The sequence below is a fragment of the Salmonella sp. SAL04202 genome (assembly GCF_046550775.1).
GTDB classification, from domain to species: Bacteria; Pseudomonadota; Gammaproteobacteria; order Enterobacterales; family Enterobacteriaceae; genus Salmonella; species Salmonella enterica.
Window position 1 is genome coordinate 435,451 of the sequence record NZ_JBGDXK010000001.1, and the last position, 23,538, is coordinate 458,988.

General features: G+C 54.7%; 21 protein-coding genes and 1 pseudogene. 4 read left to right on the forward strand and 18 right to left on the reverse strand.

All coding sequences use genetic code 11. From position 1 onward, the window contains the following. Positions 1 to 36: 36 nt before the first annotated feature. The 8 genes and pseudogenes from tcuB to ybfF form a co-directional block, all read right to left on the reverse strand. Entirely contained in the window at positions 37 to 1,176 is a 1,140-nt protein-coding gene (tcuB, locus tag ACLJQJ_RS02135; protein ID WP_001525430.1) for a tricarballylate utilization protein TcuB, read from the reverse strand. Next, complete coding sequence (gene tcuA, locus ACLJQJ_RS02140; RefSeq protein ID WP_000228705.1) at positions 1,163 to 2,566, reverse strand: FAD-dependent tricarballylate dehydrogenase TcuA; 1,404 nt, start codon at positions 2,564 to 2,566, stop codon at positions 1,163 to 1,165. Before tcuA ends, tcuB begins: the two co-directional genes overlap by 14 nt. A gap of 97 nt (positions 2,567 to 2,663) precedes the next feature. After that, positions 2,664 to 3,590 carry a tricarballylate utilization LysR family transcriptional regulator TcuR gene (gene tcuR, locus ACLJQJ_RS02145; protein ID WP_042948010.1) on the reverse strand — a complete coding sequence of 309 codons (927 nt, stop codon included), beginning with the start codon at positions 3,588 to 3,590 and terminating at the stop codon, positions 2,664 to 2,666. 114 nt (positions 3,591 to 3,704) lie between these two features. After that, entirely contained in the window at positions 3,705 to 4,157 is a 453-nt protein-coding gene (fur, locus tag ACLJQJ_RS02150) for a ferric iron uptake transcriptional regulator (RefSeq protein WP_000131699.1), read from the reverse strand. Continuing rightward, positions 4,150 to 4,235: pseudogene (locus tag ACLJQJ_RS02155) on the reverse strand (ryhB-regulated fur leader peptide). The gene fur and the pseudogene ACLJQJ_RS02155 overlap by 8 nt, the downstream one beginning before the upstream one ends. 203 nt (positions 4,236 to 4,438) lie before the next feature. Further along, positions 4,439 to 4,969, reverse strand: coding sequence for a flavodoxin FldA (gene fldA, locus ACLJQJ_RS02160; protein WP_001018621.1), 531 nt, complete (start codon positions 4,967 to 4,969; stop codon positions 4,439 to 4,441). Between the two features lie 150 nt (positions 4,970 to 5,119). Beyond that, on the reverse strand, positions 5,120 to 5,413 hold the full coding sequence (gene ybfE, locus ACLJQJ_RS02165; RefSeq protein ID WP_001040939.1) for a LexA regulated protein: 294 nt from the start codon (positions 5,411 to 5,413) through the stop codon (positions 5,120 to 5,122). 133 nt (positions 5,414 to 5,546) lie between these two features. Then, positions 5,547 to 6,317, reverse strand: coding sequence for an esterase (ybfF, locus tag ACLJQJ_RS02170; RefSeq protein ID WP_000773245.1), 771 nt, complete (start codon positions 6,315 to 6,317; stop codon positions 5,547 to 5,549). Between the two features lie 184 nt (positions 6,318 to 6,501). Here ybfF and seqA point away from each other — a divergent pair, with 184 nt between their 5' ends. Continuing rightward, the gene (seqA, locus tag ACLJQJ_RS02175; protein WP_000848395.1) at positions 6,502 to 7,044 is read left to right on the forward strand and encodes a replication initiation negative regulator SeqA; all 543 of its coding nucleotides are present in this window, start codon (positions 6,502 to 6,504) and stop codon (positions 7,042 to 7,044) included. A gap of 24 nt (positions 7,045 to 7,068) precedes the next feature. Next, complete coding sequence (gene pgm, locus ACLJQJ_RS02180) at positions 7,069 to 8,709, forward strand: phosphoglucomutase (alpha-D-glucose-1,6-bisphosphate-dependent) (RefSeq protein WP_000974385.1); 1,641 nt, start codon at positions 7,069 to 7,071, stop codon at positions 8,707 to 8,709. Between the two features lie 114 nt (positions 8,710 to 8,823). Here pgm and ACLJQJ_RS02185 read toward each other — a convergent pair whose 3' ends face one another. The 10 genes from ACLJQJ_RS02185 to kdpF all read right to left on the reverse strand — a co-directional run bounded on the left by ACLJQJ_RS02185 (position 8,824) and on the right by kdpF (position 21,435). After that, a complete protein-coding gene (locus ACLJQJ_RS02185; protein ID WP_020898552.1) occupies positions 8,824 to 9,309 on the reverse strand; it encodes a pyridoxamine 5'-phosphate oxidase family protein in 486 nt (161 codons plus the stop codon). A 64-nt stretch (positions 9,310 to 9,373) separates the two neighbouring features. Further along, the gene (gene potE, locus ACLJQJ_RS02190) at positions 9,374 to 10,693 is read right to left on the reverse strand and encodes a putrescine-ornithine antiporter (RefSeq protein WP_000042658.1); all 1,320 of its coding nucleotides are present in this window, start codon (positions 10,691 to 10,693) and stop codon (positions 9,374 to 9,376) included. Further along, entirely contained in the window at positions 10,690 to 12,888 is a 2,199-nt protein-coding gene (gene speF, locus ACLJQJ_RS02195) for an ornithine decarboxylase SpeF (RefSeq protein ID WP_001292402.1), read from the reverse strand. The genes potE and speF overlap by 4 nt, the downstream gene beginning before the upstream one ends. Positions 12,889 to 13,267: 379 nt before the next feature. After that, positions 13,268 to 13,372 (reverse strand): leader peptide SpeFL, encoded by a 105-nt coding sequence (gene speFL / locus ACLJQJ_RS02200; protein WP_015632840.1) that lies wholly within the window; start codon positions 13,370 to 13,372, stop codon positions 13,268 to 13,270. A 277-nt stretch (positions 13,373 to 13,649) separates the two neighbouring features. After that, positions 13,650 to 14,327 carry a two-component system response regulator KdpE gene (gene kdpE / locus ACLJQJ_RS02205; protein WP_000186053.1) on the reverse strand — a complete coding sequence of 226 codons (678 nt, stop codon included), beginning with the start codon at positions 14,325 to 14,327 and terminating at the stop codon, positions 13,650 to 13,652. Beyond that, entirely contained in the window at positions 14,324 to 17,008 is a 2,685-nt protein-coding gene (kdpD, locus tag ACLJQJ_RS02210; protein WP_023182239.1) for a two-component system sensor histidine kinase KdpD, read from the reverse strand. Before kdpD ends, kdpE begins: the two co-directional genes overlap by 4 nt. Continuing rightward, on the reverse strand, positions 17,005 to 17,589 hold the full coding sequence (gene kdpC, locus ACLJQJ_RS02215; protein ID WP_000579804.1) for a potassium-transporting ATPase subunit KdpC: 585 nt from the start codon (positions 17,587 to 17,589) through the stop codon (positions 17,005 to 17,007). Before kdpC ends, kdpD begins: the two co-directional genes overlap by 4 nt. Before the next feature lie 8 nt (positions 17,590 to 17,597). After that, complete coding sequence (kdpB, locus tag ACLJQJ_RS02220) at positions 17,598 to 19,646, reverse strand: potassium-transporting ATPase subunit KdpB (protein ID WP_063808908.1); 2,049 nt, start codon at positions 19,644 to 19,646, stop codon at positions 17,598 to 17,600. 20 nt (positions 19,647 to 19,666) lie between these two features. Then, complete coding sequence (kdpA, locus tag ACLJQJ_RS02225) at positions 19,667 to 21,346, reverse strand: potassium-transporting ATPase subunit KdpA (protein ID WP_063808907.1); 1,680 nt, start codon at positions 21,344 to 21,346, stop codon at positions 19,667 to 19,669. Further along, positions 21,346 to 21,435: a K(+)-transporting ATPase subunit F gene (gene kdpF / locus ACLJQJ_RS02230; protein ID WP_001670793.1), complete on the reverse strand. Its 90-nt coding sequence runs from the start codon at positions 21,433 to 21,435 to the stop codon at positions 21,346 to 21,348. Before kdpF ends, kdpA begins: the two co-directional genes overlap by 1 nt. 336 nt (positions 21,436 to 21,771) lie before the next feature. Here kdpF and ACLJQJ_RS02235 point away from each other — a divergent pair, with 336 nt between their 5' ends. Together ACLJQJ_RS02235 and phrB are read left to right on the forward strand one after the other, a co-directional pair. After that, on the forward strand, positions 21,772 to 21,978 hold the full coding sequence (locus ACLJQJ_RS02235; protein WP_000401437.1) for a YbfA family protein: 207 nt from the start codon (positions 21,772 to 21,774) through the stop codon (positions 21,976 to 21,978). Between the two features lie 110 nt (positions 21,979 to 22,088). Beyond that, positions 22,089 to 23,510, forward strand: coding sequence for a deoxyribodipyrimidine photo-lyase (gene phrB / locus ACLJQJ_RS02240; protein WP_063808906.1), 1,422 nt, complete (start codon positions 22,089 to 22,091; stop codon positions 23,508 to 23,510). The last annotated feature ends 28 nt before the right edge of the window (positions 23,511 to 23,538 follow it).

A 23,538-nucleotide genomic window follows, 5' to 3' on the forward strand; every position in this document is an offset into this window, starting at 1 on the left:
ACTGTCTTTATTGTTTTATGGGTAAGATGTTGCGGGTCAGTTGCCTGTATCCCCCGCATGTTTTCCGCGTCGCTTCTCAACTGCCCATTTGAGTAAGGCCGCGCAGCGGAAAAATCCGTGGGCGAATTTTCCGTAGGGAAGGGTAAGAAAGAGCGCCATCACCACGCCTAAATGGAGCGCCAGCAGTATGCCCATTCCGCTGGTGTCTCTGCCTGCCAGCAGCGCCAGCCCGGTAAGGCTGGTTAAGAACAGCAGCAGAATAAAGCCGCGATCCATGGGTTTCTGGCGCGCATCGCCATGTAACGGCGACCGCCGCAGATTGAGCCACAGTAGCCCGGCCGGGCCGATAAGCAGACCGATACCGCCCAGCGTGCCGAGCATGACCGGCAGGCTAAAGAACGGGTAGGGCGCTTCCCAACCGGCGACGTAGTGATAGCCCGTCGCCACGACCGTGGCGGCAAAACAGAGCATAAAACCGTAGAAGGTAAAGTGATGAAAGCGACGGCGCAGCAGCGTGAATGCATCGTCCGCTTCGTTACAGCCTTTGCCGTGACCGCCGTCGAGATATTTCAGCGTTAACGCATTGTGCGACGCTTCGGCAATCTCCACCGAACGCGGTACGCCCGGCGAGATCTCACGCCAGAAGCGAATTACGCCCGCCATAAGCAAACCGATTGCCAGCACAAAAACTGAGCCAAACATCCATGCCAGCAGGCTATGCGGAAAAATTTGATAGAAGTCACCGGCCAGCGGCGGATGAATCAGCGACCCTTTCAGCGCCATCGCCAGTAATAAAAAGAGCGTCAGACCGACTATCAGCGCCAGCGCGACGGTGATCCCCGCCCGGCGGTATAACGCGCCAAAAGCAGCGGGCTGGGCATACTGTTGATATGTCTCCAGGCGGGCTTGCGCCATCGCTTTCGGCACGTTAATGGCAAATTCATGGGGCGGCGCGTACTGGCACGCGTGCAGGCAGGCGCCGCAGTTATGACATAAATTCGCCAGATAATGAATATCGGCTTTACCGAATTCGAGTCGCTGGGTCATCGCCGGAAATACCGCGCAAAAACCTTCGCAGTAGCGACACGCGTTACATACTTGCATGACGCGTTCGACCTCGGCTTCCGGTTCGGTAAGCACGGTGGCCTCAATGATTAATTTTTCAAGCTGTTTCATGCTGCGCCTCCTTGTGCGCCGCGCGGGCGGCTTCTATTCCCGCAATGCGGCCAAAGGTTGTGCCGATAGACATGCCTACGCCTGCGGTATACCCCTTGCCCAGAACATTTCCTGCCATCATCTCGCCGGCAACAAACAGGTTGCGGCTTGGATGACCGGCAAAATGCACCGCGGCACGTTCATTGACTTTCAGGCCCAGGTAGGTAAACGTGATGCCGGGTCGCAGCGCATAACCGTAGTAGGGCGGCGCATCAAGCGGGCGCGCCCAGTGGGTTTTCGCCGGCGTCAGGTTTTTAGTAGCGCAGTCATCAAGCAAGGTATGATCAAAATGACCGGGTTGGCAGGCCTGGTTATACTGCGTGACGGTATGGGTAAATTTTTCCGCGTCCAGCCCCAACTGGCAGGCCAGTTCAGCCAGCGTATTGGCCTGCGCGCCAGGAAAAACCGGCGGCATAAAGTGGCCGATGGCTTTGCTGTCAATAATCGAATAGCCAATTTGTCCTGGCTGTTGAGCCACCAGCCGCCCCCAAATGGCGTAACGCTTCGGCCAGAAATCTTCGCCTTCATCATAAAAACGTTCGGCGTCGCGATTCACGACAATACCCAGCGATACGCAATCCACGCGAGTACAAATACCTCCGTCGTACAGCGGCGCCCTGGCATCAATCGCTACGCAGTGCGACTGGGACGGATCGCCAATGATATCCGCGCCGGCATCCATCATAAATTTGAGTAATACGCCCTGGTTAAAACGCGTGCCGCGAATCAGAAAATTATCCGCGGGCCATTCGCCGCGGGCGTTTTCTCCCCAGGCTTCCCGCAGCCATTCACGGTTTGATTCGAAACCGCCAGCCGCTAATACGCAGGCTTTGGCGGTAATACGTTCGCTACCCGCCAGCGCTGCCACGAATTCGCCGTCATGAAGTTCAAGCGCGTGAACCGGCGTGTTATAGCGAATCTGTACGCCCAGCCGTTCGGCGCTACGGTAATAGGCATTGACGAGCGCTTTCCCGCCGCCCATAAAAAACGCATTGGTGCGCGCAACGTGGAGCGCACCAGATAGTGGCGGTTGAAAGTTAACGCCATGTTTGCGCATCCAGTCGCGGCATTGCGAAGAGGTGCGAATGACCAGCCGCGCCAGCGCCTCGTTGGTGTTGCCGTCGGTGACTCGCCACAGATCCTGCCAGAATTCCTCTTCAGGATAGCTTTCTACCAGCACATCCTGCGGCGCATCATGCATACAGCGCAGGTTTCGTGTATGCTGAGAATTTCCGCCGCGCCATTCCCGCGGGGCAGCCTCCAGCAGCAGAACCGATGCGCCCGCTTCCCGTGCGGTCAGGGCGGCGCATAATGCGGCATTGCCTCCGCCTATCACCAGTACATCAACCATCTTATACTCCCGTACCATTTAACTATTTGTTAAATTTGTAATTGGAATGTATACGGATAAATAAGCGGCGCGCTATCAGGTAGCGCTAAACAGGGGTTTAGTAAGCGTAAAGGGTTGCGCCTGGCCATTCACCGGCGTCGACTAACTGACGCATAATTTTGGTAAGGACTACTCTGGCGGCAAGGCCGGCGGGCGTCAGTTCATCATCCGACAGGCTGACTAAAAAATTGGGGCGGCTGAGTACCGGATTATGGACGCCGATCACGCGTAGCGCGTCGTTATCCAGATGAGAAATCGCCGCGCCGGGCTGCAACGTGGCGCCAAGACCGTCGCGCACGGCGCGCATCAACAACGCCAGGCCGTCAATTTCCGCGACGATTTCAACGTTAAGCGCATGTTCCTGGCAGACAGCGTCCAGCCTGCCGCGCAGCCCGTGTCCCTGGCTTGGCATAATGAGCGGAATGCCTGCCAGTTGTTCAGGTGTGATCGGGTTATCAGGAAGCGCCGCCAGCAGGGCATGGGAGCCAATCAGAAAAAGCTGTTCTTCAAGGATCGGTCTGGCGCTCCAGCGCAGGATTTTATCTTTTTGAAAGACAACGGCTAAATCAATCTGGCGGGTATTGATCATTCTTTCCAGATTACCGGACAAGCTTTCCACCACATGCAGTCGGACATCGGCATAGTTTTCCTGCATGGCATGGATAAACGGTATACCCAGTATGGAGGCGGTACTGGGGGCCATTCCTACGCTCACATGACCGGAAAGGCGCGCTTCTCTGGCGGCGAGAATCGCGTCGTCGGCATGACGCAGGGCGAGTTGCGCCTGTGAATAAAAGGCCAGCCCGGCGTTGGTTGGCGTTACGCCGCGCGAGGTGCGCTGCAGCAGACGGATAGCAAGCTCGTTTTCCAGACGGGACATCTGTTGACTTAATGCTGAAACGCCAATATCAAGATCCTGTGCGGCGCTGCCCATACTGCCGGTTTCAATAATACGCACGAAATAGCGTAACTGGCGAAGCTCCATTCCTGCTCTCCTGAGATGCGATAGCGTTTTTTACATTAAATCAACATCAAGCGGCAGGAAAGAGGAGGATATAAAAAAGCCAACCGGGCGGTTGGCTCTTCGAAAGATTTACACTTATTTAGTCGCGTCATCGTGCGCGTGCTCGTCTTCGCGGCAGTCGCCTTCAGCGCAGTGGCCGTAAAGATAGAGGCTGTGATTAGTTAAACGAATACCGTGTTTCGCCGCAATTTCACGCTGGCGCGCTTCAATAGAGTCATCACTAAATTCAATCACTTTTCCGCAGTCAAGGCAGATAAGATGGTCGTGATGATGCTGTTGCGTCAGTTCAAAAACGGATTTACCGCCTTCAAAATTATGGCGGGTCACGATACCGGCATCGTCAAACTGGTTCAGCACACGGTATACGGTTGCCAGACCGATTTCTTCACCCATGTCGATCAGGCGTTTGTATAAATCTTCCGCACTGACGTGATGGTTATCTGGTTCCTGAAGAACTTCCAGAATTTTTAAACGAGGAAGCGTTACTTTCAGGCCAGCCTTCTTTAATGCGGTATTGTTGTCAGTCATGCGGAATCTGTCCTGTTGCTAAACGATTCACTTCATTAGAGAAGTGACAGAAATTGCACTCAAGATAATGCGTATCATTATAGGACTGCCATGCCGAAATGAAAACCGCAAGTCTCTCGCAGATATTAATAAAACTGTGGTTTTGCCTGCAAATTCTGGCGCCACCTGATTACACCCGGACATTGTACAGGGATGGGTGCGAAAGTTACAAATTTGTAGCAATTATTTTGATTGGTCTTGTCTATTGATGCGGCGCAGATATAACGCTGCGCCGCATAAGATTAGGCGTTGAGGATGTCGTCGAGGTGCAATTCAGCCGAAACTTGCTTAACCCATTTTTCAACACGCTCGGCGGTCAGTTCAGGCTGACGGTCTTCGTCAATCGCCAGACCGACAAAATGATCGTCGTCAGCCAGACCTTTAGAGGCTTCAAAATGATAGCCTGCAGTTGGCCAGTGACCCACAATCGTGGCGCCGCGCGGCTCAATAATGTCGCGAATCGTGCCCAGCGCATCACAGAAGTATTCCGCGTAGTCTTCCTGATCGCCACAGCCAAACAGCGCCACCAGCTTACCGTTAAAGTCAATCTCTTCGAGAGTCGGGAAGAAGTCATCCCAGTCACATTGCGCTTCGCCATAGTACCAGGTTGGGATGCCCAGCAGCAGAATGTCATACCCTTCCAGGTCTTCTTTACTGCTTTTTGCAATGTCATGCACATCGGCAACGTCTTTACCAAGCTGTTTTTGAATCATTTTTGCGATATTTTCGGTATTACCGGTGTCGCTGCCGAAAAAGATGCCAGTGATTGCCATGAGTAAAATAACCTCTTGAAACTTATTGAAATGGTGGTGGCGAATTGCCCACGGATAAGGGCAATCATAGCAGAACAGGCAGATATGCGGAAACAGCAATCACGCGGGACTGCACGCTCTGCTACACGAAATATGAAACAAAACTTATTTTCAGACTAAACCCTGGCCGCGCAGCGCCATAAGCTGCTTCATTAATATTTCTTCAATGAGCTCGCTGCGGCTAATGTTGCGCGCTTCGGCCAGCTCATTCAGCGCGTCAACCGCTTGTGCGTTGAGTTTTAATTCGACACGCTTGAGGCCACGAACTTTGTCGCGTTTTAACTGGTTGCGCTTGTTGATGCGTAACTGTTCATCGCGCGAAAGCGGATTCGTTTTAGGTCGTCCCGGGCGACGCTCGTGCGCGAACAGATCTAATGTCGTACGGTCCGTTTGTTCTTTGGCCATGATTTTGGTGACTTCGGGGGAAACAATCAGCCAGGCTTATGCCCGGATGGATAGCGCGCCATCATACATCAGCGAGGAAGCGACGCCAACGCCCGCGCGCGTAATCGCGCACAGGCGATGAGTTTTTAATCAGTTAGCGTTTATCGTGCAGATAACGGCGGATGGCGCGCAGAACCGCCTCTGGTTTTTCGGCATGTACCCAGTGGCCCGCGCCGGCGATCACATGCGCGCGCGCCAAAGGGAATTGCGCCAGCAGCGCGTCGCGGTACGCTTCGGTCACGTACGGCGAGTTACCGCCTGGAATAAACAGCGCCGGATGTTCCCAGGGCGGAATGGTTTCCCAGCCGACGATATGCGGATACTGCTCCCATAATACCGGAACATTAAAACGCCATTCACCTTCAGCCCAGGATTTTAACAGAAACTGGATCACGCCTTCTTCGTTGAGGTGTTGGCGCATAATCCCTGCCGCCTGTTGGCGGGATGTCGCGTCGGATTCGCTGACGGCATTAATGGCCGCGAAAATGCGATCGTGGCGGCGAACGTGATAATCCACGGGGGCGATATCAATCGCGACCAGACGATCGATGCGATCGGGCGCCAGCGCCGTCAGCGCCATTACCGCTTTTCCGCCCATGGAATGACCAATAAACGTCGCTTTTTCAATCTGCTGCGCGTCAAGCGTATCCAGAAGATCCTGGGCCATTGCCGGATAATCCATGACCGGATCGCGCGGCGATAAACCATGATTGCGCATATCGACCTGAATAATGTCGTGATCGGTCACCAGATCGCGCGCCAGTACGCCGAGGTTGTCCAGGCTGCCAAACAGGCCATGAACGAGAACGATGGGGGAATTATTGTGCAGGTTTTGTGCAGATTGCGCTCGGATGTTTAATTTCATGGCAAAGTTCTTTTTTTCGCTCTGTCGGGTTAGGGTATTATGTTGACCATTCTGCCACTGGGCTGCAACCTCTAAGGTTTACTCCGAGTTTTTTTGTCAGCCGGGCTTAACGCTATCCGCTGTTGGGATTTGTTCCTATAATCCCAATGACTTGTATTCAGCAAAGACATCGCACTGGATTAAGATGAAAACGATTGAAGTTGATGATGAACTCTATAGCTATATTGCCAGCCACACCAAGCATATCGGCGAGAGCGCATCCGACATTTTACGGCGTATGTTGAAGTTTTCCGCCACGACACAGCCAACGGCTTCAGCGGTGAAGGGGACGCCTGCGGCGCAACCCGTTGCCGAAGCGAAACCGGTTAACCCGGTAAAAGACAAAGTTCGCGCGATGCGTGAGCTGCTGTTGTCTGACGAATATGCCGAGCAGAAAAAAGCGGTCAACCGCTTTATGCTGATTCTGACTACACTCTATTCACTGGATCACCACGCGTTTGCGGAGGCGACGGAGTCGTTGCATGGTCGCACGCGCGTCTATTTTGCGGCGGATGAACAAACGCTGCTGAAAAATGGGAATCAAACTAAACCTAAGCACGTTCCCGGCACGCCGTACTGGGTGATCACCAACACCAACACCGGCCGTAAATGCAGCATGATCGAACACATCATGCAGTCAATGCAATTCCCGGCGGAATTGATTGAAAAGGTTTGCGGAACAATTTAATCCTTGCATTAGAAGGACCAGGCAATGGCAATCCACAACCGCGCAGGACAACCCGCGCAACAGAGTGATTTGATTAACGTCGCCCAACTGACGGCGCAGTATTATGTACTGAAACCGGAGGCAGGGAATGCAGAACATGCCGTGAAATTTGGCACTTCCGGCCATCGCGGCAGCGCAGGTCGTCACAGTTTCAACGAACCGCATATTCTGGCGATCGCCCAGGCGATTGCTGAAGAGCGGGCGAAAAATGGCATTACCGGCCCCTGCTATGTGGGGAAAGACACCCATGCGCTCTCGGAACCGGCCTTCATTTCCGTGCTGGAAGTGCTGGCGGCAAACGGCGTAGACGTTATCGTGCAGGAAAATAATGGCTTTACGCCAACGCCTGCCGTGTCAAATGCTATCCTGGTCCATAACAAAAAAGGCGGCCCGCTGGCTGATGGTATTGTCATTACGCCGTCGCACAACCCGCCGGAAGATGGCGGTATTAAATATAATCCGCCCAATGGCGGCCCGGCGGATACCAACGTCACTAAAGTGGTAGAAGATCGCGCCAATGCGCTGTTGGCGGGCGGCCTGCAAGGCGTTAAGCGCATCTCTCTGGATGCGGCAATGGCCTCGGGCCACGTTAAAGCGGTAGATCTGGTACAGCCGTTTGTCGAAGGGCTGGCGGATATCGTTGATATGGCGGCGATTCAGAAAGCCGGTCTGACGCTGGGTGTCGATCCGCTGGGCGGCTCCGGTATTGAATACTGGAAACGTATCGCTGAGCATTACAAACTTAACCTGACGTTAGTTAACGATCAGGTTGATCAAACCTTCCGCTTTATGCACCTTGATAAAGACGGCGCGATCCGTATGGATTGCTCCTCCGAATGTGCGATGGCGGGTTTGCTGGCGCTGCGTGACAAGTTTGACCTGGCCTTCGCCAACGACCCGGACTACGACCGTCATGGCATCGTGACGCCTGCAGGGCTGATGAACCCGAACCATTATCTGGCGGTCGCCATTAACTATCTGTTCCAGCATCGTCCGCTGTGGGGCAAAGACGTGGCTGTCGGTAAAACGCTGGTCTCTTCCGCGATGATTGACCGCGTGGTGAATGACTTGGGACGCAAGCTGGTGGAAGTGCCGGTAGGCTTCAAATGGTTTGTTGACGGTTTGTTCGACGGCAGCTTTGGTTTCGGCGGGGAAGAGAGCGCGGGCGCTTCGTTCCTGCGTTTCGACGGTACGCCGTGGTCTACCGATAAAGACGGTATCATCATGTGCCTGCTGGCGGCGGAAATCACCGCCGTTACCGGGAAAAACCCGCAAGAGCATTACAATGAACTGGCAGCGCGTTTTGGCGCGCCGAGCTATAACCGTCTGCAGGCGGCAGCGACCTCGGCCCAGAAAGCGGCATTGTCTAAACTGTCTCCGGAAATGGTGAGCGCCAGCACGCTGGCAGGCGACCCGATCACCGCGCGTCTTACCGCAGCGCCGGGTAATGGCGCATCGATTGGCGGCCTGAAGGTAATGACCGACAACGGCTGGTTCGCCGCGCGTCCATCCGGTACGGAAGACGCTTACAAGATCTATTGCGAAAGCTTCCTGGGGGAAGAGCATCGCAAGCAGATTGAGAAAGAAGCCGTTGAAATCGTTAGCGAAGTATTGAAAAACGCCTGATGGGCGATATGGAAGAAAAAGGAGCCGTAAGGCTCCTTTTTTGTATTAACGGCGCTGCGCTTATCAGGCCTGTAAATCGCCTCCAGGCCGGATAAGGCGCTTGTGATATCTGACTTATTCGCTCTGAGTCGCCAGATGTCGGCGGCAGGTGAGGGCGTCGCATTCGATACGCACCACGCAAACCGCTTTCATCATATCTTCCCGATAATTGAAGGTTTTTCCCGGATCGGTCTGGCGCATAATGACGTCCAGGCCGTGGCGCATCTCCTCGCGCGTTTGCAATATCGATGCCAGTCCAGTGGCGAAAACGCTGGTGTAGGCGTAGCTATAATCACAGGGGTCATCGGCACGTAGTAATGCATGGTCGCCGTCCATTTCAATGCATACTGCCGGGTTCTTACGTAACAGACGCATCTTTTTCCCGGTGCGTGCGCCGTGAAAATAAAATATCCAGCGTCCGTTCTGATACTCGTAGCCAAAATTTACGGGGACAACATACGGACAGAGATTGTCGTTAAACCCTATCCGACACACTTCGTGTTTACTGAGAATAGCCAGTATTTCTGCTATATCAGTGACTTCCCGTTCTGGATTACTCATTTCTATTATCTTATTCAAAGGGTGAAAATGCCCGGACTACCGTTACTGCAGCCCGGGCGCGCCATCAGCCGTGTTTATTTTTCAATTCAAAACGCGGTGAGACCAGGCCGTATAACGTCCAGCCGAGGAAGGTCACAATTGAGCCGTACAGCATGGCTTCTTCACCGGAGGAATATAGCGCGTAGAAGCTATACATGGCGCCAACGAAGGCCACGAAGTTAGCGACTTTCGCTTTTGATGACGGCACATTCGCCATTTTCTGAATGATAACCAGCGCGGCCATCGACAGAATATACGGAATAATGTTCGTCACCACCGCCAGGTTAACCAGGACGTTAAACTGACTATTCAGCGACGGGCTAATGGTCATCAGCGACAGGCCAGTCTGAATAATCACAATAATCAGCATCCCCTGTACCGGCGCGTCGACTTTCGTTACACGAGAGAAGACTTTCGGGAAATAGCCTTCGTCAGCGGAGGATTTAAAGACCTGAGCGATAGTGAACTGCCAGCCCAGCAGCGAGCCGCAGCAGGACATTACCATCAGCGCCATGATCACTTTACCTACCGCAGGCGTGAACATCTGTGCAAACGCCAGACCAAACGGCGCCGTGGAGTTCGCCAGATCCATGTTCGGCACAATCCCGGCAATCACGTTAGTCGAAACGATATAGATGACCGCCGCGCCCAGCGTACCGCCCAGTACCGCGATGGGGACGTTCTTTTCCGGATTCTCGACCACGTCTGCGTTGGCGCAGGCGGATTCCAGTCCAAGAAATGCCCACAACGTCATGGCGATGGAAGAACCGACCGCGCTAAAGAACGGAACATGGTGCGGGTTCCATGACGCTACGTACATGCTGGGGCTAAACCAGAACCAGCCAATGATGCACAGGCCGACAACCGGAATGATGACGCCCCAAACGGTAACGCTACTGATCTGTCCGGTAATACGCGCGCCGCCAAAGTTTGCGATGGTACAAACCCACAATACGGCGATAGTCGCCAGACCGATCTGGAGCGGCGTCAGCGCGGCGCCGAACAGTTCGGTGCCATAGCCGACAGCGGAGATGGCGATAGCCACGTTGGCGATCAGCAGCGAGACGCCGTAGGTATAGTTCGCCATAAAGTTGCCGGATTTACCGAAGGCATATTCGGCGTAACCGCCCATGCCGCCGGATTTACGGCTAAACATACCGCATTTCGCAAACGCCCAGGCCAGCGCCATCGAGCCGACGGCGGTGACCAGCCAGGAGATAATGGATATCGTGCCGACTTCAGACAGTTTGGTCGGTAGCATGATGATCCCGGAGCCCATCATGTTGACCATAGTCAGAATTGTGAGCTGCACGACACCCATTTTATTGGATTTAGGTTTACTCATAATTTTTCCTCCTTCAGCAGGGAGCGCTGCGCGTCACGAGGTTTAATGACGTAGCACCAGACCTGCTTACGGCCGTCGTGTTCTTCGATATAAACGCCCTGCAGTTCAGGCGCAAAGCCTGGCAGCAGGTTGATCCCTTCTTCCAGGGCGCTGAAGTAACGCAGGACAGAACCGCCCCAGATTTCACCCGGAACTACACACAGCACTCCCGGCGGGTAAGGCAGAGCGCCTTCAGCCGCGATACGACCTTCCGCTTCCGGCAGGCGAACCAGTTCGACCTCGCCGCGCAGATAGGCATAGTTGGCCTCTTGCGGATTCATACTGACTTTCGGGAAATGCGATTTACGGAACATCTCTTTTTGCAGCTGTTTCACGTTGTGCCGCGCATAGAGATCGTGCATCTCCTGGCAAAGCTGACGCAGGGTGTAGCCGGCATAACGCGCTTCATGCTGTTTGTAGATGGACGGTAATACTTCCGCTAACGGCGCATCAGCTTCCAGCAGTTTTTCGAAACGAGCCAGCAGGGCGACAAGCTGTTGTAACTTCGCCATGTCTTCTGCCGGCGTCAGCAGGAACAGAATGGAGTTGAGGTCGCATTTTTCCGGCACAACGCCGTTCTCGCGCAGGAAGTTGGCGAGGATCGTGGCAGGAACGCCAAAGTCTTCATATTCGCCGCTCGCTGCATTAATGCCCGGTGTGGTGAGCAGCAGTTTGCAAGGGTCGACAAAGTACTGATGTTCGGCATAGCCTTCAAACGCATGCCAGTGTTCTCCCGGAACGAAGTGGAAGAAGCGTAGATCGCTGGCGATCTCTGACGTCGGGTATGACTGCCACGGCTTACCATCAATCAGTTCCGGTACGAACGGACGGATGTGATGACAGTTTTCGAGGATCAATTTACGGGCATCGATGCCGTTAACCACGCAATCCATCCACATATTGCGACCGCTGACGCCTTCGTGCATTTTGGCGTTAACGTCCAGCGCGGCGAACAGCGGATAGAACGGGCTGGTGGAGGCGTGCATCATAAAGGCGTTGTTCATGCGCTTATGCGGAACGTAGCGCGATTGCCCTTTGATATGGCTATCTTTTTTATGGATCTGCGAGGTCTGGGAGAAACCGGCTTGTTGTTTGTGAACGGACTGCGTCACCAGAATACCCGGATCGTTTTCGTTCAGTTCCAGCAGCAGCGGCGAACAATCGGCCATCATCGGAATAAATTGTTCATAGCCGACCCAGGCGGAGTCAAACAGGATGTAGTCGCACAGATGACCAATTTTATCGACGACCTGACGGGCGTTATAAATGGTACCGTCGTAGGTGCCTAACTGGATGACGGCCAGACGGAATGGACGTGCTTCGCGGGCACGCTGCGGCGCGACTTCGCTAATCAGCTCGCGCAGGTAATCTTCTTCGAAGCAGTGAGCGTCGATCCCGCCGATAAAACCATACGGGTTACGCGCGGTTTCCAGATAAACTGGCGTTGCGCCCGCCTGCAATAATGCGCCGTGGTGGTTAGATTTGTGGTTGTTACGGTCAAACAGTACCAGATCGCCCGGCGTTAACAGCGCGTTGAGTACGACTTTGTTAGAGGAGGAGGTCCCGTTCAGCACAAAGTAGGTCTTATCGGCGTTAAAGACTTTCGCCGCATGTTGCTGCGCAATGCAAGGCGCGCCTTCGTGAATCAGCAGATCGCCCATCGCCACGTCCGCGTTGCATAGGTCGGAGCGGAAGAGCGTTTCGCCAAAGTATTCCACGAACTGATTACCGGCAGGATGACGGCGGAAGAATTCGCCGCCCTGATGCCCCGGGCAGTCAAATGCGCTGTTGCCCTGGTTGACATAATCCACCAGCGCGCGGAAAAACGGCGGACGTAACTGCGTTTCGTAGTGGCTTGCTGCGGTTTCCAACTGGCGACCATAGAAGGCAGTACGGGATTCATTATATTCGAATACACCAGAGATACGCGGCAAATACTCAGGCGGTACGCGCCCTTCGTCATGAGTCGCGACAAACACGGGAATACCGTAACCCGTTGCGTCGATTTCATCGAGTTTTCCGTGTTCAATGTCGTCGATGGATAACACGATGGCAGCCACGTCGATGAAACGACTCTCATCAACATTTACAATATTACGGTGTGTAGAAAAACAATCCGGGCAATGACGGCTAACGGCAATTTTTAATTCTGACATTTTTCATCTCTTTATTTCAGGTAATAGCAGGCCCTCAATTTCTCGCATGAGAAACTGATTCTTCCGGAAAAAATCAAAGCTATCCCGCTGATAAAAAAATCAGTAAATTAGCTTTATTTTAGATGTAATAAATCCCAACCCGTCCGGTTGCAGGAAATTCAGGATTTAAGGAGTTGAGTACTACGATATACAGGCAGAAACCGTGATAACTAAAATTGCGCTGAGTCGGAATTTCTTCTGTCAAACCACATGGTTAGCTGGCTGGGCGTAAAGGAATTACCGTACTGTCGCTTTTAACAATTCGAGTTATTTAGGCAATAGACCTGAATGACATAAGGGTCGGAAAGACCTGTATGCTGAAGTACCCGTAGCAGAAAAACTACCGGGCATTAAAGAAATGAAAGTCGAAACTATTACGGTGGGCAAACATCATAATATGCGTTGTCCGCCTTATATGGGGCATAAAACGATTATTATTTTCCATTTTGAGGTCCTTTCATTGATTTATTGAAAGCATGGATATTTTATCCAGGAAGCGCCAGCAATCTGTGAACCAGATCAACAAAAAACGATCATTTGAAAAATAATTAGTCGGCGATTATGCATATCGTGCTGTGAAATAACGGATTGTTTCTTAAATGTTAATTATATGTTTTTTATATTCTCCATAAAATATAATATCGCCGCGAAAATAATTATTCGCGACGCCGAAAATAAATGACATAAAAATTAGAAGTTATTTAAAAATAATGAATAGCTATTCACGGCATAAAGCGATAGCCAATTCCGGTTTCGGTAATAAAATGGCGTGGGCGGGTGGGATCTTGTTCCAGTTTCTGGCGTAAATGTCCCATATAGATGCGCAAATAGTGGCTATGCTCCACGGCGTTAGGGCCCCAGACCTGGTTTAATAACTGCCGTTGGGTTAATACCTTGCCGGCATTATTGAGTAATACCGCCAGCAGGCGGAACTCAATCGGCGTCAGATGGATTTCTTCGTCGCCACGGTGGATCAACCGTGCGGCGAGATCGACCGTCACGCCGGAAAAGCGGACGATCGGATCGGCGCAAGGGCTGGCGGCGTGCCGTCGCAGCGCGACACGCAAACGCGCCTGCAACTCGCCAATGCCGAATGGCTTGCTCAGGTAATCATCAGCTCCGGCGTCAAGCGCGGCAATCTTATCGCTTTCTTCGCTGCGGGCGGAAAGGACAATCACCGGTATTGCGCTCCACTGACGCAGGTCGCGAATAAAATCGATTCCGTCGCCATCCGGCAGGCCGAGATCGAGAATAATCAGATCGGGCTTTCGCGTGGCGGCTTCCAGTAAACCACGTTGTAATGTTTCAGCTTCATACACGCGCAGGCCGTCGCCTTCCAGCGCGGCGCGCAGAAAGCGGCGGATGGCCTGTTCATCTTCAACAATCAGAACGTTTGTCACATATCCTCATGAAAATCATCAAGTTCAGGTGGCTTTCCTTGCGGCAGCGTCACACGGAAACAGGCGCCGCCCTGCGGTCGATTATAGGCGGTAAGCGTGCCGCCGTGTACCTCTACGATAGCATGGCAAATCGCCAGCCCCAGCCCCACGCCGGGGACGGCGGACTCTTTGTTGCCGCGGGCGAACTTATCGAAAATTTTCTGTTCTTGCCCCGCAGGAATACCCGGCCCGTTATCCCAGACATCCAGTTGTAAACGATCGTCCTTAACCGCAGCATCAATGCCGATACTGGCCTGCGGCCCGGCGTACTTAACGGCGTTTTCCAGCAAGTTGATCAGGACGCGCTCAAATAAGGGGCCATCGACATGGATAAGCGTTAACTGTTGCGGCAGCGACAATGTAATCGGATGCAATAAACCCGGCTCTAACATCTGTAACGCGCTCCCGACGACCTCTTCCAGCGTCAGCCACTCTTTTTTAAGATTAAACCCGCCGGACTGAATACGCGCCATATCCAGCAAATTATTCACCAGCCGGGTGGTGTTGAGAATATGCTGGCGGATTTCACTGGCCTGACGCGCGTGGGGCGATCCTGCGCTGGCTAAATCCAGCGTCAAAATTTCCGCCTGGCCGAACAATACCGTCAGCGGCGTGCGTAAATCATGCGACAGCGCCGCCAGCAGAGCGTTGCGAATACTTTCTCGCTCGCTGGCGAGACGCGCCTGTTCTTCGCTGGCGGTCAGCGTCAGTCGTTCCAGCGCGTTGGCGACAAGCAGAGTAAATGTTTCCAGCAGGCGTTGCTGCTCCGGCACCATTAACTGACGCAAATTACCCGGTTCGACGATAGCCAGACCGTATGTTTTATCGGCGCTTTTCAGCGGCAGGATTTGATAAGGCACGCCAGGGAGGGTATCGGTGCCTGCGCCGGCAGGCTGGCCTTTATCAAAACTCCAGCGCGCAATTGCGTCGTCCCACGGCGTCATGCCTTGCTGGTGGGTGAGAGGCAGCAACTTACCGCTAGCATCAGGTAATAAAATTTGGCTGCGCGCCTGAAACGTCGAGGCGATAAACCGCTCGCTGGTCGCGGCGATATCATGTTCGCTACGCCCGACGGCCAGCGCTTTAGACATTTCATATAAATGGCGGGTACGCTGTTCCCGATAACGGGCGACGCGCGCCTGATAGCGCACCCCGGCAGTAAGATTGCCAATCACCAGACCAACCGTCAGCATCACGGCAAAGGTCAGCAAATACTGCACGTCCGAAACGGCGAGCGTACCGCGTGGCGCGATAAAAAAGAGATCGAAACTCGCCACGTTAATCACCGTCGCTACCACCGACGGCCAGCGTCCGTAAAGCAGCGCAATCACCACTACGCCCAGTAAATAGAGCATCACCAGATTGGCGGCGTCGAAGGTGACAAGCCACTGCATAGCGATAAGCGTGGTGATGGCGCAAAGCGCCACGGCGACCAGACAACCCTGAATCTGCCCACGCCATTTCTCTTTAAAAGGTCGGTTATCAGGCGTTTGCGCCAACGCGCGCGCTGGTGGCTCTTCCAGCGCGACGATCACCTGATCGAGATCCGGCGCGCGCCTGGCAAGACGGTCGGCGAAAGCGTCACGTCGCCACCAGCGTCGCGACGCCGGGCGGCCCATGACGATTTTCCCCAGATTATGTTCGCGGGCATAGCGCACGACCGCTTTCTCTTCGGCGGGATCGGACAGGGTGGCGGTTTCCGCGCCAAGCTCCTGCGCCAGGCGCAGCGCGCTTAAAATGGCCCGCCGTTGTTTTTCCGGTAAGCGGTGTAACGTTGGCGTTTCGACATAGACGGCGTGCCAGACGCTGCCGAGCCGGGAGGCCAGACGCGCCGCGGTACGCACCAGTTTTTCGCTGCCGGTGTTATGCCCGATACACAGTAAAATCGCATCGCGGGTATGCCATACTTTTTCTTCGCCCGGATGCGCGCGCCAGGCGCGCATCTGATCGTCCACGCGATCGGCTGTCCGGCGTAGCGCCAGCTCGCGGAGGGCGATCAGATTGCCCTTGCGGAAAAAATGTTCAATAGCGCGTTCCGCCTGACCGGCGATATACACTTTACCTTCGTTGAGCCGTTGGCGCAGATCGTCGGGCGGCAGATCGACCAGTACGACTTCATCGGCGGCATCAAAAAAGGGATCGGGGACGGTTTCGCGCACCTGAATCCCCGTGACGCCGCTCACCACATCATTCAGACTTTCCAGATGTTGTACGTTCACGGTGGTGAAAACGTCGATTCCCGCTTCCAGCAGCTCTTCAATATCCTGCCAGCGCTTAGGATGGCGTGAGCCAGGCGCGTTACTGTGCGCCAGCTCATCCATTAAAATCAGCGCCGGACGCCGGGCGAGGGCGGCATCCAGGTCAAATTCGCGGATTTGCCGCCCCCGGTGCGAGTGACGTTTTGGCGGCAGAATGGTCAGCCCGTCAAGTAGCGCGGCGGTCTCTTTACGGCCGTGCGTTTCTACCACGCCGATCACCACATCCAGCCCCTGCGCTCGCAGCCGCTGCGCTTGCGCCAGCATCGCCCAGGTTTTTCCGACGCCTGCGCAGGCGCCGAAGAAAATTTTCAACTTCCCCCGGTGGGGCGGGGGCGTTTGTTCCAACAAGCGATCCGGATCAGGACGCAAGGGTTCGTCGTTCATTTCGCTCTGTGTCCCTGTAGCGCATCCAGCGCCAGATTAAGCTCAACAATATTCACCACCGGTTGCCCAAGAAAGCGCGCCAGCGGCCTGTGCGTATATTCTGCAACCAGTTGCGCGACCTGTTCAACGGGAAGCTGGCGAGCCGCCGCCACGCGGGGGATTTGCCATGCCGCGGCGCCGGGCGTCAGATTATTATCCAGCCCGCTTGCCGAGGCCGTCGCCAGCTCAACCGGAACCGCGGAACTCGCCTGGGGGTTAGCGGCGCGTAGCGCGGCGACGCGGGCCTGTATTTGCGCATCCAGTTCGGGATTGCTGGCGGCCAGGTTGCTTCCGCCCGACGCCAATGGATTATAAGGCGTATCGGCGGTGGCGGAGGGCCGGCCATGAAAATAACCCGCGGCGGTAAACGATTGTCCGATAAGCGCTGAGCCGCGTATCACATTGTCTTTATGAATCAGCGAGCCATTAGCCTGCCAGGGAAACCACCACTGCCCCAACGCCGTGGTCAGAAGCGGATACACGCCACCGGTCAATAACAGCAGAAATAACATTGTCGAAAAAGCAGGACGTAAACCGATCATCATACACCTCACGCCAGACCCAGCAGGGTCAGCAGCACATCAATCACTTTGATACCAATAAACGGCACCACCAGACCACCCAGACCATAGATCCATAAATTACGGCGCAGCATGGCCGATGCGGAAAGCGGCTTATAACTCACGCCTTTTAATGCCAGCGGGATCAGAAAAATAATAATCAGGGCGTTAAAGATCACCGCGCTCAGAATGGCGGAGTTCGGCGAATGTAGCCCCATCACGTTGAGCGCGTTTAGCTGCGGATAGGTAGCGGCAAACGCGGCGGGAATAATGGCGAAATATTTCGCTACATCATTCGCGATACTGAAGGTGGTGAGCGAGCCGCGCGTCATCAGCATCTGCTTACCGATATGCACCACTTCAATCAACTTGGTCGGGTTAGAGTCCAGATCCACCATATTACCGGCTTCTTTTGCCGCCTGGGTGCCGGAGTTCATCGCCACCGCGACGTCAGCCTGCGCCAGCGCCGGGGCATCGTTAGTGCCGTCGCCGGTCATGGCGACCAGCCGTCCTTCCGCCTGATATTGACGGATCAGCGCCAGCTTGGCTTCCGGCGTGGCTTCGGCAAGAAAATCGTCCACACCGGCTTCGGCGGCAATCGCTGCCGCCGTCAGGCGGTTATCGCCAGTGATCATCACCGTTTTAATGCCCATCTTTCGTAGCTGGGCGAAACGTTCTTTAATGCCGCCTTTAACGATATCCTTGAGGGTGATAACACCCAGTACGCGCGCGCCTTCCACGACCACCAGCGGCGTCGCGCCCAGACGCGCCACGTTCTCGACGTTTTGCTCGACATCGGCGGGAAAATGGCCGCCATTGCTCTCGACATGACGCCGAATCGCGTCCACCGAGCCTTTACGGATCATCCGGTTATCGATATTAATCCCGCTCATGCGGCTTTGCGCGGTAAACGGAACAAAGGTGGCATGAAGCGACTGCACATCGCGTTCACGCAGGTTAAAGCGCTGTTTGGCGAGGATCACAATGCTGCGGCCTTCCGGCGTTTCGTCGGCCAGCGAAGCGAGCTGCGCGGCGTCAGCCAGCGTGCGTTCGTCCACCCCTCGGGCGGGTATAAAATCGGACGCCTGGCGGTTGCCGAGCGTGATAGTGCCGGTTTTATCCAACAGTAACACGTCGACATCGCCCGCGGCTTCTACGGCGCGGCCGCTGGTGGCGATGACGTTCGCGCCCAACATTCGGCTCATTCCGGCTACGCCAATGGCGGAGAGTAGCCCGCCGATGGTAGTGGGGATCAGGCACACCAGCAACGCCACCAACACGGTGACGCTGACCGCGTTACCGCCCCAGGCGGAGAAGGGCCACAGGGTGGCGGTCGCCAGTAAAAAGACAATGGTCAGGGCAATGAGCAAAATCGTCAGGGCAATCTCGTTAGGCGTTTTCCGCCGCTGCGCGCCTTCCACCATCGCGATCATCCGGTCAAGAAAGGTTTCGCCAGGATTGACGCTACAGGCAATCACCAGCCAGTCGGAAAGAATTCGCGTGCCGCCGGTGACAGAGGCGAAATCGCCGCCGGACTCGCGGATCACGGGCGCGGATTCGCCGGTAATCGCACTTTCATCCACCGAGGCGCCGCCTTCGATGACCTCGCCGTCGCAGGGAATAATATCGCCCGCTTTGACCAGGACAATGTCGCCTTTCCGCAGTTCAGCGGCGGGCACGTTATCGGCCTGCGCATCATGGCGCGGGGCGCGCAGGCGGCGAGCGAACGCGGTCTTTTTCACTCCTTTCAGACTGTTTGCCTGGGCTTTGCTGCGGCCTTCCGCCAGCGCTTCGGCAAAATTGGCGAACAGTACGGTGAACCATAACCACAGGCTGATCACCCCTGTAAACAAGGCGCTTCCCGCTATTTGTCCTGTTACCATAGCGAGCGTTAACAGAGTGGTTAGCACGCTGCCGGCCCAGACCACAAACATCACCGGGTTACGCCACTGGGCGCGTGGGCTTAATTTTTTTACGGCATCCGTTAGCGCCTGTACGAGTAAAACAGGTTCAAACAGCGCCAGTTGCTTGCGACTCATATCAATGTACTCCACATCGCTCAAGGTAAAGAGAAATGTTCCGCTACCGGGCCAAGCGCCAGGGCAGGAATAAACGTCAGCGCGCCGACCAGCAGTACCGTGCCGATGAGCAGTCCAATAAATAGCGCGCCGTGGGTCGCCAGCGTTCCCTGACTGGCCGGCTGTACTTTTTTACTGACCAGCGATCCGGCGATGGCCATGACAGGAATAATCACGCCGAAACGTCCGACGAACATGCAGAACGCCAGCAAACAGTTCCAGAAAGGCGAGTTAGCGCTCAGACCCGCAAAGGCGCTACCGTTGTTGTTGGCGGCAGAGGAGACGGCATATAGCACTTCGCTAAAACCGTGCGGGCCAGGGTTCAGCATTGCGCTGCGTCCGGCATCCGTCATCATCGCCAGCGCCGAACCCAACAAGACCAGCATCGGCGTGACCAGAATCGCCAGCGCGGTCATTTTCATTTCGCGCACATCGATTTTTTTCCCCAGATACTCCGGCGTGCGACCGATCATCAGCCCCGCGATGAACACCGCCAGCAGGACAAACAGCAACATGCCGTACAGGCCTGAACCGACGCCGCCAAAGACCACTTCGCCAATTTGCATCAGCCACATCGGCACCATACCGCCCAGAGCGGTAAACGAGTCGTGCATGGCATTTACCGCCCCGCAGGACGCCGCGGTCGTGACGACGGCAAACAGGCTGCTGGCCAGCACGCCAAAGCGTGTTTCTTTACCCTCCATGTTGACGCTACTGTCCGCGCCCGCCGCCAACAGATGTGGATTTCCCTGAACTTCCGCCCACATCACTACCGCTACGCAGACCACAAAAATGAATGACATTGCCCACAGTAGCGCGCGTCCCTGACGGCGATCGCCCGCCGCTTCGCCAAAGGCGAAACAGAGCGCGGCTGGAATCAAAAATATCGCCAGCATCTGCGCCAGATTAGTGAGCGCGGTGGGGTTTTCGAACGGATGCGAAGAGTTGGCGTTAAAGAAACCGCCGCCGTTGGTGCCAAGCATTTTGATCGCCTCCTGCGAAGCAACCGGACCCATCGGCAAGAGTTGTTTAGCGCCTTCAAGAGTGGTGATGGGCTGATAAGCCGACAGGTTTTGCGGTACGCCCTGTTGGATAAAAAACAGCGCGATAATTAACGCGACAGGAAATAATATCCATAGCGTAATGCGTACCAGATCTTGCCAGGCATTACCCAGCGTGTGCACATTCTGGCGCGTAAAGGCGCGGATAAGCGCAAAAACCACCGCAATCCCGGTCGCCGCCGACAGGAAATTTTGCACCGTCAGCCCGGCCATCTGGCTAAAGTAGCTCAGCGTGCTTTCGCCGCTGTAGGCTTGCCAGTTGGTATTGGTGACAAAGCTGACGGCGGTATTCAGCGCCAGATCCCAGGACAGCCCCGGTAGCCGCTGCGGATTTAAGGGCAACCACTCCTGCCAGAATAGCAGGCAAAACAGGATGCCCAGTCCCAGCAGATTGAGCGTCAGTAGCGCCAGTAAATACTGACGCCAGTTCATTTCGTGGTCGGTAATGCCAAGAGTCCGCCAGAGGATACGCTCAATGCCAGCCACGCCCGGCAACGGAACGGCGGTGATGAGCCTTGCCAGGCCCGAACCCAACGGTTTCGCCAGTACCAATAAAATCAGTAAAAAACTGGCGATCAGTAAAAATCCTTGCGCGGCCATCAGAACGCCTCCGCATTAATCAGGGCATAGACCAGATAACCTAAAAGTAAGAAAACCAGCACGATGCCGGTTATCACGCCTGCACTCACAGAGCACCTCCAGTGGCATTGTTTTACTCCTGAGAAAGGTAATTTTTTGGCTGCAAAGATTTCGCAAAAATTGGCGGGCGGAGTGTAAAAAAAGTATAAAAATGGCAAAGACCATTATTTAACTAATGGTTAGTATTAATTTAACTTTTTTGTAACTAATTTACGCTTTGAATGTAAATCTGCTGGAAAAGCGTGAAAATAAGTGGTCGGATGAGTAGTAAAATTACACCGAAAGCGGTACTATTTTAATCAGGTAACGAGGTTCAATGTTTCGGTGCTATTCACTGATTCAATCTATACCGGGGCGGGTAGCGTCGGTATAAAGGGGGGAAATGTATGGAACACTATAAAGACTATCCGGCGCATGTCATTTTTGTCCGTCGTGCTTTCGCGGTGATCGCAGGCGTGCTGGCGCTGCCGGTGATGCTCTTCTGGAAAGACCGCGCGCGTTTTTATAGTTATCTGCACCGTGTCTGGTCGAAAACCAGTGATAAGCCGGTATGGATGGCGCAGGCTGAAAAAGCCACCTGCGACTTTTATTAATCGCGACCAGCCTGAAAAACCGTCAGCCGCCACGCTGGCGGTTTTTTTATGCGCCAGGGTCTACACTGTTTAACGCTATTCGCCGTGACGTTTCATCTTTCAGGAGTTGTATGCCCACCCATTTAGTCTGGTTCAGGCGCGATCTGCGTTTACAGGATAACCTTGCGCTGGCCGCCGCCTGCCGCGATGCATCCGCGCGGGTGCTGGCGCTTTATATTTCCACCCCCGCGCAGTGGCAGGCCCATGATATGGCGCCGCGGCAGGCGGCATTCATCAGCGCGCAGCTCAATGCGCTACAGACGGCCCTTGCAGAGAAAGGCATTCCGCTGCTGTTTCATGAAGTGGCGGATTTTAACGCCAGTATTAAAACGGTCAAAAACGTTTGCCGACAGCATGACGTCAGCCATCTGTTTTATAACTATCAGTATGAGTTTAACGAGCGTCAGCGTGATGCGGCGGTGGAAAAAACGCTGCCCTCTGTCATCTGCGAAGGCTTTGACGATAGCGTGATTCTGGCGCCCGGCGCGGTGATGACCGGCAATCATGAAATGTATAAAGTTTTTACGCCGTTTAAAAACGCCTGGTTGAAACGGCTAAAAGAGGATATCCCGCCGTGCGTTCCGGCCCCGAAGATCCGGGTGAGCGGCGCGCTTTCTACACCCTTAACGCCAGTCTCGCTTAACTACCCGCAACAGGCGTTTGACGCCGCGCTTTTCCCGGTGGAAGAAAACGCGGTCATCGCGCAGCTACGTCAGTTTTGCGCGCAGGGCGCAGACGGGTATGAGTCACAGCGGGATTTCCCTGCGGTCGACGGCACCAGTCGGCTTTCCGCCAGCCTGGCGACGGGTGGCCTGTCGCCGCGACAGTGCCTGCACCGATTACTGGCGGAGCAGCCGCAGGCGCTGGACGGCGGACCGGGAAGCGTCTGGTTGAATGAGCTCATCTGGCGGGAATTTTACCGTCATTTAATGACCTGGTATCCGGCATTATGCAAACACCAGCCGTTTATCCGCTGGACAAAACGCGTCGCGTGGCAGGAAAACCCGCACTATTTTCAGGCATGGCAGAAAGGCGAAACCGGTTATCCCATTGTCGATGCGGCGATGCGCCAGCTTAACGCGACGGGCTGGATGCATAACCGTTTACGCATGATTACAGCCAGCTTTCTGGTAAAAGATCTGCTGATTGACTGGCGGTTGGGGGAGCGCTATTTCATGTCGCAGCTTATTGACGGCGATCTTGCCGCCAATAATGGCGGCTGGCAGTGGGCCGCTTCAACCGGTACTGACGCCGCGCCTTATTTTCGTATTTTTAATCCCACGACTCAGGGAGAGAGGTTCGATCGCGACGGCGAATTTATCCGCCAGTGGCTACCGGCATTACGCGATATCCCTGGAAAAGCGATTCACGAGCCGTGGCGGTGGGCAGAAAAAGCGGGAGTCGTGCTTGATTATCCTCGGCCTATTGTTGAACACAAACAGGCGAGAATCGCAACGCTTTCCGCCTATGAGGCGGCGAGAAAAGGGGCGTGATACAGGCCCGATAGCGCAAACTACCGGG